The organism is Robertmurraya sp. FSL W8-0741 (assembly GCF_038004005.1).
Taxonomy (GTDB): Bacteria; Bacillota; Bacilli; order Bacillales; family Cytobacillaceae; genus Robertmurraya; species Robertmurraya siralis.
Genome location: NZ_JBBOQG010000001.1, coordinates 1,030,089 through 1,042,362 on the forward strand (window position 1 = coordinate 1,030,089; position 12,274 = coordinate 1,042,362).

17 protein-coding genes are annotated in these 12,274 nt (G+C 40.3%); all 17 read left to right on the forward strand.

Annotated elements, in window-relative coordinates:
* Positions 1-183: 183 nt before the first annotated feature.
* The 17 genes from NST02_RS04905 (at position 184) to NST02_RS04985 (ending at position 12,211) form a co-directional block, all read left to right on the forward strand.
* A complete protein-coding gene (locus NST02_RS04905) occupies positions 184-609 on the forward strand; it encodes a phage tail terminator family protein (RefSeq protein WP_340948233.1) in 426 nt (141 codons plus the stop codon).
* Between the two features lie 2 nt (positions 610-611).
* Positions 612-788: a hypothetical protein gene (locus NST02_RS04910; RefSeq protein ID WP_340948234.1), complete on the forward strand. Its 177-nt coding sequence runs from the start codon at positions 612-614 to the stop codon at positions 786-788.
* Positions 789-2,096: a phage tail sheath family protein gene (locus NST02_RS04915; RefSeq protein WP_340948235.1), complete on the forward strand. Its 1,308-nt coding sequence runs from the start codon at positions 789-791 to the stop codon at positions 2,094-2,096.
* Positions 2,097-2,115: 19 nt separating this feature from the next.
* The gene (locus NST02_RS04920; protein ID WP_340948236.1) at positions 2,116-2,583 is read left to right on the forward strand and encodes a phage tail tube protein; all 468 of its coding nucleotides are present in this window, start codon (positions 2,116-2,118) and stop codon (positions 2,581-2,583) included.
* Between the two features lie 59 nt (positions 2,584-2,642).
* Complete coding sequence (locus NST02_RS04925) at positions 2,643-3,071, forward strand: phage tail assembly chaperone (protein ID WP_340948237.1); 429 nt, start codon at positions 2,643-2,645, stop codon at positions 3,069-3,071.
* 571 nt (positions 3,072-3,642) lie between these two features.
* Entirely contained in the window at positions 3,643-5,787 is a 2,145-nt protein-coding gene (locus tag NST02_RS04930) for a tape measure protein (protein WP_340948238.1), read from the forward strand.
* Complete coding sequence (locus NST02_RS04935; RefSeq protein ID WP_340948240.1) at positions 5,787-6,440, forward strand: LysM peptidoglycan-binding domain-containing protein; 654 nt, start codon at positions 5,787-5,789, stop codon at positions 6,438-6,440. The genes NST02_RS04930 and NST02_RS04935 overlap by 1 nt, the downstream gene beginning before the upstream one ends.
* Positions 6,433-7,395: an XkdQ/YqbQ family protein gene (locus tag NST02_RS04940; RefSeq protein ID WP_340948241.1), complete on the forward strand. Its 963-nt coding sequence runs from the start codon at positions 6,433-6,435 to the stop codon at positions 7,393-7,395. The genes NST02_RS04935 and NST02_RS04940 overlap by 8 nt, the downstream gene beginning before the upstream one ends.
* Complete coding sequence (locus NST02_RS04945; RefSeq protein WP_340948242.1) at positions 7,388-7,702, forward strand: DUF2577 domain-containing protein; 315 nt, start codon at positions 7,388-7,390, stop codon at positions 7,700-7,702. The genes NST02_RS04940 and NST02_RS04945 overlap by 8 nt, the downstream gene beginning before the upstream one ends.
* Positions 7,699-8,100 (forward strand): DUF2634 domain-containing protein, encoded by a 402-nt coding sequence (locus tag NST02_RS04950; protein WP_340948243.1) that lies wholly within the window; start codon positions 7,699-7,701, stop codon positions 8,098-8,100. Before NST02_RS04945 ends, NST02_RS04950 begins: the two co-directional genes overlap by 4 nt.
* Positions 8,100-9,155: a baseplate J/gp47 family protein gene (locus tag NST02_RS04955; RefSeq protein ID WP_340948244.1), complete on the forward strand. Its 1,056-nt coding sequence runs from the start codon at positions 8,100-8,102 to the stop codon at positions 9,153-9,155. The genes NST02_RS04950 and NST02_RS04955 overlap by 1 nt, the downstream gene beginning before the upstream one ends.
* Positions 9,148-9,693: a putative phage tail protein gene (locus tag NST02_RS04960; RefSeq protein ID WP_340948245.1), complete on the forward strand. Its 546-nt coding sequence runs from the start codon at positions 9,148-9,150 to the stop codon at positions 9,691-9,693. Before NST02_RS04955 ends, NST02_RS04960 begins: the two co-directional genes overlap by 8 nt.
* The gene (locus NST02_RS04965) at positions 9,693-10,556 is read left to right on the forward strand and encodes a hypothetical protein (protein WP_340948248.1); all 864 of its coding nucleotides are present in this window, start codon (positions 9,693-9,695) and stop codon (positions 10,554-10,556) included. The genes NST02_RS04960 and NST02_RS04965 overlap by 1 nt, the downstream gene beginning before the upstream one ends.
* A gap of 14 nt (positions 10,557-10,570) precedes the next feature.
* Complete coding sequence (locus tag NST02_RS04970) at positions 10,571-11,164, forward strand: hypothetical protein (RefSeq protein ID WP_340948249.1); 594 nt, start codon at positions 10,571-10,573, stop codon at positions 11,162-11,164.
* Positions 11,165-11,181: 17 nt separating this feature from the next.
* On the forward strand, positions 11,182-11,526 hold the full coding sequence (locus tag NST02_RS04975) for a hypothetical protein (protein ID WP_340948251.1): 345 nt from the start codon (positions 11,182-11,184) through the stop codon (positions 11,524-11,526).
* Positions 11,526-11,633 (forward strand): CD1375 family protein, encoded by a 108-nt coding sequence (locus NST02_RS04980; RefSeq protein ID WP_340948252.1) that lies wholly within the window; start codon positions 11,526-11,528, stop codon positions 11,631-11,633. The genes NST02_RS04975 and NST02_RS04980 overlap by 1 nt, the downstream gene beginning before the upstream one ends.
* Positions 11,634-11,725: 92 nt before the next feature.
* Complete coding sequence (locus NST02_RS04985; RefSeq protein ID WP_340948254.1) at positions 11,726-12,211, forward strand: phage holin family protein; 486 nt, start codon at positions 11,726-11,728, stop codon at positions 12,209-12,211.
* Positions 12,212-12,274: the final 63 nt, after the last annotated feature.

The window sequence follows — 12,274 nt, forward strand, 5'->3', positions numbered from 1 at the left end:
AGATTTGAGAGTGCTGGCTAAAGTTCTCTCTGTCAATGGGTTGGACTTTAAAAAATCTATGGACGGGCATCGTATTAAGACGTTAATGAAGTGTTTTGCGAATGCTCAGTGCCAGCTATGTTGCAGAACAAGCATTCTGTGGCAAAGGAACAAAATTTTAAAGCTTTATGGAGGGCTATAGCGATGCAGTTAAATGACGTAATAGATGCGATAGTGATGAAGCTGCACAATCGCTTTGGTGATGAGTACCCGATTCACACTGAGGGAGAGTCTGAAAGCATTGAGGGGCCTGCTTTTTTTATGGCTCCTTTAGAGATCACGGTGACTAAAAGGATGGGAAATCGCTATTTTGTTACTCTTCCTTTTGACATTCGCTATTTTGCTTCGGGGAATAGGGAGGCATATGCCATACTGGCAAGACTGTGGACAGAAATGGAATTCATTACTTGCCCGAATGGTGATTTACTTCGTGGAACGAAGATATCCGCTCGTATAGAGAATGGCGCTCTACATTTTTTTATTAATTATGATTACCATATTTTAAAAGTAATGGAGCCAGAGGATGCGATGCAAGGACTATCAGTAGAAGGCTCCATAAGAGGTGAATAAGATTGGCAAATAAACATTCAAGTAAAGCTGCTACATTTTCAAAAACGCAAATTCTCTCATCTGTAAAGTTCAAAGAGCGAAGGGATTTATTAACAGTGCTCCTAAAAGATGAGCACAAATATTCGCTCAAGGAAGTGCATGAAGAAATGGAAAAATTTATGAAGAAGAGGGTGAAGTAGATGGCATTAGGTGGCGGAACATTTACATTGCAAAATAAGGTGCTTCCTGGTTCATATATTAATTTTATTAGTGCGGCTAGAGCATCATCGACTTTATCAGAACGGGGAGTCGCTGCATTTCCCATTTTGCTGGACTGGGGGGTGGAAAGAGAAATCTTTACTGTTAAGGCAAAGGATTTAGAAAGACATTCTTTGAGGATGTTTGGATATCCATATGATCATGAAAAATTAAAGGGGATTAGAGATTTATTCCGCAATAGCCATACGGCCTATTTGTATAGATTGAATTCAGGTACTAAGGCCGCAAATACTTTTGCTACAGCATTATATGGTGGAATTAGAGGAAATTCCTTAAAAACGGTAATTACTGTTAATCTTGATGATCCTGAAAAATTCGATGTTACAACATTACTTGACGCGACAGTAGTAGATACCCAAACGGTAGCAACAATGGACGAGTTAACCGCCAATGAATATGTTGAGTGGAAAAGAGATGCGGAACTGGCGGAAACAGCGGGTACTCCATTTACTGGGGGGAGCAATGGCGCAGAGCCGACTGGTGAAGTATATCAACAATTTTTGGACACGATTGAATCGCACCAATTTAATGCATTAGGATGCCCGGCAAGGGATCCTATGATCAAGTCATTATTCGTCGCTTTTACAAAGAGAATGAGAGATAAAGTAGGGGCGAAGTTTCAAACTGTGGTATATCGTTCGCCAGCAGATTATGAAGGGGTCATATCTGTTGAAAACCAAGTGCTAGAAGAAGGTGTTCCGGAACAATCCTTAGTTTATTGGGTTACCGGAGCAGCGGCAGGCTGTGCTGTAAACCAGTCTAATACGAATAAGCGCTATGACGGGGAATATATGGTTGATGTCCCTTTTACCCAACAGGCTTTAGAGGATGCTTTGCGGGCGGGAAAATTTGTTTTTCACAAGGTTGGAGACGAGATTCGTGTCCTTGAAGACATTAACTCCCTTACAACTTATACCGATGAGAAGAACAGTGATTTTAGCAGCAACCAGACCATCCGTGTCTTGGATCAAATTGCTAATGATATCGCTGTGCTTTTCAATAATAAATATCTGGGGAAAATTCCAAACAATGAATCAGGAAGGGTCTCATTTTGGAACGATGTTGTGAGTCACCATAAAGAACTCGAAACATTGCAGGCCATTGAAAATTTCAATGCCGACGATGTACTCGTAAGTCAAGGTGAAGGAAAGAAAGCTGTTGTTGTCAGTGATAGGGTAACGGTTGTTAATTCAATGAGTCAATTATATATGACGGTAACAGTATATTAAGAAGGGAGTGTTGTAAATTATGGCTCAAGCAATGAATGCTAAAGATGCAGTAAGTGCTTCTCTTGCAGAATGTTATGTAATAATTGAGGGAAATCGTTATAATTTCATGCAAGCAATTAATCTTGAAGCGTCAATCGAAAAACAAAAAAGCGAGGTGCCGATTTTAGGGCGTACCGGCAAAGGCAATAAATCAACTGGTTGGATCGGGAGTGGTTCTGCTACCTTCCATTACAATACATCTATTTTCCGTGAACTCCTTTACCGGTTTAAAGAAACGGGTGAAGATATTTATTTTGATATCCAAGTAACGAATGAGGATCCAACTTCTTCTGTCGGCCGGCAAACGGTTATTCTTAAGGATTGCAATATTGACGGGGGGATCATTACCAAGTTTGATGCAGATGCAGAGTACTTGGATGAGGAAATGGAATTTACATTTGACGACTTTGAAATTCCGGAAAAGTTCAATTTGCTTACGGGTATGTAATGAAGTTCGGAGCCTACTTAAGTAGGCTCTTTGATTAATAAAAAGGAATGGTGAAAAATATGAGCAGCTTACAAGCTTTTTTTGCACAGAACGTAGAAAAATCAACAGTGAAAGACGTAATAGTGTCGACACGATTTAAAGGGGAGGATGGACAACCCATTAAGTGGAAGGTGGCCCCGGTTACGGCAGATGAGGATGCTGCTTATCGAAAGAGCGCAACAAAGCGCGTTCCGTTACCCGGCAAGAAAAATGTTTACCAGCCTGAGACGGACTATGATTTATACGTACTAAAGTTAACGGCTGCTTGTGTGAAATTTCCCGATTTGCATAATGTCGACTTACAAAACAGCTATGGCGTCATGGGTGCCGAGAATTTACTTAAAAAAATGCTCCTTCCTGGTGAATATGCAGAGTTAACAAAGGTTATTCAGGAAGTTAATAATTTTGATGTTTCGATGGACGATTTGGTGGAAGAGGCAAAAAACTAATAGAAGACGGCGACTCCGAGGCGAATGTTGCACATTACTGTTTACACAAGCTTAAGAAGTGGCCGTCTGAATATATAAGCTTGCCTAAAGAAGAAAAGGCCTTTGTCATCGCTTCAGTGCAAGTAAAAATTGATGCGGAGAAAAAGCAGCAGAAGGAGGCGGAGAGAAAGGGCAAACGGCGGCGTAAAAGATAAAACATTAAAATTTAAGGAAGGCTGCTCTATTCAACACAAAAAGAATATATTTGAAATTTACGCTAAAGTATGCTGATTATGTATCCTTCTCATTTTGCATTTACATGTTTCAATAAACATGATGGCAGTTAGATAACTCATTGACTCCATCTAAGTTTAATGAGAAGGTCATCGATTGACCATTGCTCCGGATTATATTGGTGATAATAACATTTTATTTTTGAGCTGTAAGAGATGTTTTATGTACTGGATTAAAAGGGTTAGATCTTCAAGTACAAACAGGGTTCCGGAGAACAGAAACAGGAATCATAAATTTAAATGAATGTAAGGAGCCTTTTTATGTGGCTTTTTATTTTGCGAAAAAGGTGGTGAAACGAGTGGCGACAATTAGAACAACCATCCAAGTACAGGACAGCATGTCACAAGCGCTTCGATCGATGAGCAGTACTATGCAAATGGTTATGACTGGTTTTGAACATTTGCATCGCTCATCGAGTAATGCAGTTGATACCACGGCGATACAATCTGCAAGGCTTAGTTTATCTTTAGTAGAGTCTGTCTTCGATAATATAGAACAACGCATTCAAGAGACAAATCAGCAACAACAGGAGCTTAATCATAATATGGAAGAAGGAACTAATGCTGCGAACGGATTTCTGACAAAGATTGGCGCGATCGCAGGTAAGTATCTATCCTTTCAAACAGCGGGCGATATCATCCAATTATCTGACACAATGGCAGATTCAACTGCTAGACTTCAACGAATGAACGATGGGTTGCAAACGACTAAAGAATTACAACGAATGATATTTGACTCTGCACAACGAGCGAATCGTTCTTATCTTGATACAGCAGCAACGGTCTCGAAGTTAGGAATGATCGCTGGAAAATCCTTTTCAAATAACGAAGAGATGATTCTATTTACTGAGTTGATGAATAAGAATTTTGCGATTGGTGGTGCGAGCATTCAAGAGCAAACGGCTGCGATGAATCAGTTGATAAATGCGATGGCTGAAGGTAAATTGCAAGGAAATGAATATAGTTCCATCATGGCAAACGCACCGCTCTTGGCACAGGCAATAGAGGAACAAATAAGCAAAGTGGACCCCGGAGGAAGTATGAAAGAGTGGGCTGCTGAAGGAAAACTTACGGCAGATCTGATTAAAGGTGCCTTATTTACTGCAGCCGATGACATTAATGAAAAGTACGAGTCCATGCCGCTAACATTTTCGCAAATATGGACCAATTTCAAAAATGAAGCATTGTGGGCATTCCAAGGGATATTGGAAAATTTGAATAATATTGCCAATAGTGACCGTTTTAAAGGTTTTGTTGATGGGCTTGTACAGTCTTTGTATGTGCTCGCAGAGGTGATTTCGTATGCTTTTCAATTTATTGTTGGAATTGGTGCTATTATCTATGATAATTGGGCGATCATTGGTCCAATTGTTTTTGGGATAGTCGGGGCATTAAGTGTGCTTATCGGTTATATGATGATCGTAAGAACATGGGCAATGTTTGTGGCTGCTGCTTTATGGATGTGGAATCTGATCATGGCGGCGAACCCTTTAAGTCTCGTAATTGCGAGCATCGTTCTCTTAATTGGCCTCTTTTTCGCTTTAATCGGGGCAATCAATATGAGCGCTGGAACTTCTTTAAGTGCAGCTGGAATGATCGCAGGGGCTTTCGCGGTGTTGGGCGCCTTTATTTTTAATATTGTTGCCTATTTATTGAACCTTTTTATGTCCTTTGCAGAATTTTTCGTGAATGTATGGAGGCATCCGATTTATTCTGTAAAAAAATTGTTTGCAAATATGGTGATGAATGTATTGGATATGGGGATATCAATGACGAAAGGCTGGGATCGTTTTGCAACTAGTTTTGTAAATGCCATTATCGACGCTGTGAATGGTGCGATTAGAGCTTGGAACTGGTTTATTGACTTACTCCCAGATAGTGTTACAGGAGCTCTTGGACTTTCTAAAGGGACAGAGTTTAAGCATCGAACATCAATAACAAGTGATTTAGAAGGTTTTAAATCTAAAATTAAAAATTGGGTTGGAGAAGCACCGTCAGATTATTGGGAAGCACCAAAAATGAACATGAAATCAATTGGCGGAGCTTGGGACGCAGGATATTCATGGGGATCGAATTTATTTAAATTTAAAGCCTCAGATGATGATGATAAGAAATCTGCAGGAGATAAAATGCAGGATTTATTTACTGGCATGGACGGCATCAAAGATTCAGTAAATAACACGGATATATCTGGAAAAGATACAGCTGGCAATACAAAAAGGATGGCTGAATCAATGGATATGGCAGAAGAGGATCTCAAGTATTTGAGAGACTTGGCGGAACGAGAAGTCATTAACCGCTTTACTACGGCTGAAATTAAAGTCGATATGAGCGGCATGAGCAATCACATCAATAATGAGATGGATCTGGATGGAGTAGTAAGTTATCTCGAAGGAAAAGTCTATGAAACGATGACCATTGCCGCAGAGGGGGAACATCATTAATGTACACTGTATATTTAGACGGTGTGCAGTTACCCGTAACACCGTCAGAAATGGACATGCAAATCAACAATCAAAATAAAACGATTTCTCTCATCAATGATGGCGAAGTGAATATTTTAAAAACAGCCGGTCTGACGGACATTTCCTTTACTGCCTTGATTCCTCAAGTATTATACCCATTTGCAGTGTATAAGGATGGATTCAAAGACGCGGCTTTTTTTCTGGACAAGATTGAAAAGTTGAAGGTTGATAAAAAGCCGTTTCAGTTTATTGTTTCTAGGGTATCTCCTGCAGGGAATTTGTTGTTTGATACAAATATGAGTGTTTCGATTGAGGAATATTCAATCAATGAGAATGCCGATAATGGCTTAGACTTAGAGATTGATATTGATTTAAAACAATATCGTGCCTACGGAACCAAAAAAGCGGTGATTAAGCAAGCGACAGCGGCGAAGAAGACCGTTAAGGCAACAAGCAGTCGTCCAACAAACAAAACCCCACCTAAGATCCATACAGTCGTTCGTGGAGACACCTTGTGGGCGTTGTGTAAAAAGTATTTAGGAAATGGGGCAAGATACCCTGAAATCGCCAAGCTTAATAAAATTCCCAACCCCAATCTGATTTATCCTGGGCAGGTGATTAAGTTTGGCTAATGTCGAGATTGCAATTCAAAATGGTCAAAACATATATTATCCTGCGGTGGAAGAAGGTGTCACGTGGGAAACGGAGCGAAAGGGAGTACCGGGAAAGGTTGTCTTTACAGTTTTGAAGGATGCGAACATCGCTTTTCAAGAAGGAAATGCCGTCATGATTAAAGTAGATGGAACCAAGTTGTTTTACGGCTTTGTTTTTCAGAAAAAGAGAGATAAGCAACAACATATAGAAGTAACAGCCTATGACCAGCTGCGCTATTTTAAAAACAAAGATACCTATGTTTACAGTAATAAAAGGCTGGACGAATTGATTAGGATGATTGCATCTGACTTTCGTCTCAATGTCGGAACTGTTGAAAATACAGGTTTTAAGATTCCAAGTCGCGTTGAGCAAAATAAAACCTTATTTGATATTGTGCAAACAGCCCACGACATTACTTTAGAAAATCGCAAAAAGATGTATGTTCTTTACGACGATTACGGTAAGCTCACGCTTAAAAATATCGAGTCGATGAAACTCGATCTTCTAATCGATGAAGAGTCAGGAGAGAACTTTGATTACTCTTCTTCCATTGATGGTGAGACATATAACAAAATTAAGCTTTCCTATGAGAATGAAAAGACGGGAAAGCGCGAAATCTATATCGCGCAGCATTCAAAAAATATGAATGATTGGGGCGTGCTGCAGTACTTTGACACGATTAAAGAAGGAGTCAATGGAAAGGCGAAAGCAGATGCGCTTCTCCAGCTTTACAATCAAAAGACTCGGAATTTAACGATTAAAAAAGCCTTTGGCGATCTACGGGTGAGAGGTGGTTCTGCCGTAGTTGTCGGTCTCAATCTTGGCGATATCATTGTTCAAAAATACATGATGGTGGAGAAAGTGAAACATACCTTTGAAGAAAGCGAGCATTGGATGGATTTGACGTTAAGGGGTGGTGAGTTTATTGCCTAGTCTTGTTGAACTGATTCAGAAAATTGCCAAGCGAGCAGTGGAGGAAGCCCAACCAACATCGATTGAATATGGGACCGTAGTAAGTGCGAATCCTTTAAAGATAAGCCTTGAACAAAAACTCACGTTAGATTCAACGCACCTTATCTTAACTAACAACGTCAAGGATTTTGAGGTAGAAATGACGGTGGATGGCGTCCGAAAAAAGTACACCGTCCACAATCAATTGAAAAATGGCGATAAAGTAATTCTGTTTAGGCAGCAGGGAGGGCAAAAATTTGTTGTCTTGGACAAGGTGGTGACGACATGATTCCGGTTGTAAATGATGACTTAGTAAACGATTTTGAACTTGAACAGGAGCCAAGTAGAACGTACAAGCTTCACTTAGAGAAAAAACGTATTTCCGGATATATCGATAACTTGGAAGCAGTCAAACAAGCGGTCTATGTCATCTTAAATACGGAGCGCTATGAATATCTTATTTATTCATGGGATTTCGGGGTTGAACTCAACGATTTATATGGCCAGCCAATTGCGTTTGTTATACCAGAATTAAAAAGAAGAATTACCGAAGCATTGACACAGGATGATCGGATCGAGAGTGTTGATGCTTTTCATTTTGAGACGAGTAAGGGGAAAGTGCATGCTACCTTTACTGTCCATTCCAGTTTTGGAGACTTTGAAGCAGATCGTGTGGTGAATATTTAATGTATGAGGAGATTACCTATGAGGATTTGCTTCAGCAAAAGCTGGATCAAATCGATGCGGATATTGATAAACGAGAGGGTTCCATTGTCTATAATGCATTAGCTGGTAATTCGGTTGAAGCGCAGCTGCTTTATATTGCTTTGGATTCCATCCTAAACGAAACCTTTGCGGAAACAGCGACACGGGAAAACTTAATTAAGCGGGCAGCCGAAAGAGGTCTCACTCCGGAACCGGCAACAAGAGCTAGGTTGAAAGGTATATTTAATATCGATGTGCCGATTGGTAGCCGATTTTCTTTAGATGACATGAATTATGAAGTAATAGAGAGGATTTCACAAGGAGAATTTGTTCTTGAGTGTGAAACGTTCGGGAATGAAGGGAATCTCTATTTAGGTCCGTTAGTGCCAATTGATTATATCGACGGCCTTACTTCTGCCGAATTAACGGAGGTTCTTATTCCTGGAGAAGATGAAGAAGAAACCGAAGCATTGCGGAGACGGTATTTCAACTCCTTTAACTCACAGGCCTTTGGTGGAAATCGACAAGACTATAAAGATAAGGTCAATAGTTTGCAAGGTGTTGGCGGCGTGAAGGTGTATCGGGCGTGGAATGGCGGTGGTACGGTCAAACTGGTGGTGATTAATTCCCTTTTTCAGAAACCTTCCCAAACCTTGATTGATACGCTACAAAAAACGATTGACCCTATCGGGGAGCAAGGTGAGGGCGTCGGACTTGCCCCTATGGATCATGTCGTTACTGTGTTCGGGGTAGATGAGTCCACAATCAATATTGCTTCAAACATCACGTATCAAGATGGATGGTCTTGGCCGGAGGTTGAACCCTATGTGCTTGAAACGATAGATAGTTATTTTGCCAGTTTAAATGAAACATGGGCTGAGCAGGACGCGCTTGTTGTGCGAATCAGCCAAATCGAAACGCGCCTGTTGAATATCCCGGGAATCATTGATATTGCAGACACGACACTCAATGGAGAGCAGGAAAACATTGTTCTGCACCCTGATGCCATTCCGATAAGAGGTGTGGTAAATGGATAGAGATATTGATGTATTAAGCTATCTGCCACCTGTTTTACGAGAATTTAAAGAGAATCAAGAGATTGCGAAGGTGGAGAATCCACAGATTGTGCGATTATGGCAAGCAACTGAGCAAGCCATGAATGACCAATTTATCGAAACGTCAACAGAGTATGGAGTAAGCCGTAGAGAACGCATGCTTCATATCTTCCCAGCGGGGACGGATACTTTGGAAACGCGTAAATTTCGCCTGCTTACTCGATATAATGAGCAGGCGCCATACACACGAAGGGTATTGCGTAATTTAATGAACTCTCTTTGCGGGGAGGACGGATACACCTTATCGATCGACGTCGCCCAAAAGGTGATTAGTGTAAGGGTAGAACTTACAGTAAGAGGAATGTTTGATGCGGTTGTGGACATGCTTGAGCGCATTACGCCCGTTAACATGGTGATGGATGTTCAGCTACGTTTCAACCAGCAAAGTAATCTCTCAAAGTATACGCATGCTCAGTTGTCTCAATATACGCATGACCAACTTAGGAATGAGGTGATTTAATGGCGACACACACACCGAATTACGACTTAATAAAGCCGGCTCCGGATGACTTTTACAATGTAGCCGACCAAAATGAGAATATGGATAAGATTGATTCGGCTTTGAAAGGGGTTAGTGATGACCTTACATCACAGCAAGCTGATTATATGTACCAAGTACCCAACATAGTCGGCACACAGATACGCATCAATAAATTGTCCAACACCAATCGCTTGTTTTTCCGGTTAGATGACAATTTAACTGGAAACATTACCATCTCAACGGATGGCGGAGCAACATCAAAGCCATTGCAGGACATAGATGGAAGCCAAATAACGCAACTTGATAAAGGATTCGTGGAGGTGGTAGCTGACGCGAATTTTTTTATTTTGCGGAATAGGGGGTTAGGTGGTGCGGACAAGCAGGCGTTAATTGATATTGTTAACGAAGCGGAACGTAATGAAAGTGATGTTAAAAGTAATTTAATTAATGTCATTAATGAGAAGGTTGGAAGCACGTTGCTGCCTAATGCTCCTTGGATAGAGATTCAGAATGCGATTGGTGGGATGACGAATAAACGGTGGGCGACAGGTGCGGTTATGGCATCAACTGGTAATAATGCGATCACGGTAACAGGTTTGGACTTTAAGCCATCTATCGTAATTGCAAAAGCTAAAATAGTACCAACAAGCGTATATGACAAATATAATGATGTATCTTTACACGCAGATTTAACGGTATATGGCGCATCCCATCCAGCATCGTTTTGCACTAATATTATCGGTAATGTTAGTAGTCCTTCAAATATGTTTACACCTTATGATGATGGGTTTTATATTAGGGTCGGGGATTTAAAAGAGTACGTATGGATCGCATTCGAATAGAAAGGAGGTAAACCATGCCTTTAGATAATACAGCATCCATAAAAGACATTATTACCTCCTTGCAAAATTTGGAGGGTATCAATGCAAAAGCAGAGTTAGCAAGTGTTATCGGCAGTCCAGTGACGGATGAGGATACCATGTCAACGATGGTTAATCAGATACAGACTTCGAAAAATGAACTTGCAGGGAAAATTGGTGAAGGCACAGAGGGAACAGAGCCGTTGCAGTCGCTTGTTGATAAAGTGTTTGTTGGAAAGAAGTGGGCGAATGGATTAACTCCAACTACAGGATCTGGAGTTTTTGAGATAGCAAGGAATACAGCAACAGTAACGATGAATAAATTCATTTTTGAAGGATTATCATTCAGGCCAAGCTTTATTGTAGCAAAAATCTTTGATGGTAGTATTAAGACATCGATTACAACTTATTTAGTTGGTGGAGATACTTACTATCAAGATACTGTTAAAGTAGCTACATTTATTGATGGGAGTTCAACTGAAACTACTTTTAACTTAAAAGTTGGAGTGCGAGATGCTTATGTTTCAGCAAGTGGATTTTGTTTGCCTGTTTTATATGCAGGAACAGTTGAATGGTATGCATATGCATAAATAAAGGAGGGATAGAAATGGGACAAACACTAATCGTCCATGATGAAAAAGGCTATATACTGTCAGTTATTAACGGACAGCCAGAGCCAAGAGAACCACAAGGAGCGCCCTTTTTATGGGTGGACATCCCCGAAGGTAAACGATTAAAGATTACTGATGGAATCGGTGTAGATGTATCAGTAACACCGCCACAAGCAATATTAGAGGATATACCACCAAGTGAGACTGAATTAATAAAAGAAGAAAACTTAACCCTTAAACTAGCGATTGCGGAGTTGGCAGAAACTCAAGAACAAGCTAAACTTGAAACGCAATTAGCACTTGCTGAATTAGCAGAATCTTTACATGGAGGCGATGAATAATGGTAAAAGTTTATTGCGATTTAATCAACGCTGGATTGCGCGTAATCGACCAGGTACCATTATTGTGGCGAGAAGATGTTCGTTCAGAATTAGAAAATGAAGGATAAGACGCAGCATAAGCTAGCGTTATTTTTATGCCTAAATATCAGTATGCCCCGAACCGATCGGGGCTATTTATTTTGAATCCGGAGAGTGAGACATGTTTAATTTAACAGAAGTTTTTCAAAAAATGCTTTCGAATCATAGTATTAGCTTTGGATTTATCGCTGCATCTATTGGAGCATTTGTAGATGTGATGTTAAATGCCAAAGGGTTTATTGACTTACATGCGTATATCACAGCCATTTTGCTGATTATCATCGCACTTGATTTTACAGTAGGAGTAAGAGCAGCTAAGAAAAATGGAAAGTATCAAAGTAATAAAGGCATTGATGCAGTCATTCGAGATGGAATCATATTAGCTGTAGTGGCAGTTGGATGGATAATTGACCAGATGTTAGGTACAGGTGCATTTGTCTTTAGTGTTCTTGCACTTGCGTTTACCTATCATAATTTCCAATCGTTTTGTGCGAACTTATATGTCCTTGGATGGGACAAATATTTTCCAATGTGGGCATTTAAGATTTTAGAGTCAGAGATTACAGCGAAGGTAAGAAAATATACGGAAAAGGGAGTTGGAAAGTGATGGGGCAAGTAACTGAATGCGTAGTGTGTGGAAAGGAAATCGAATGGAATCAGGAACTATTTG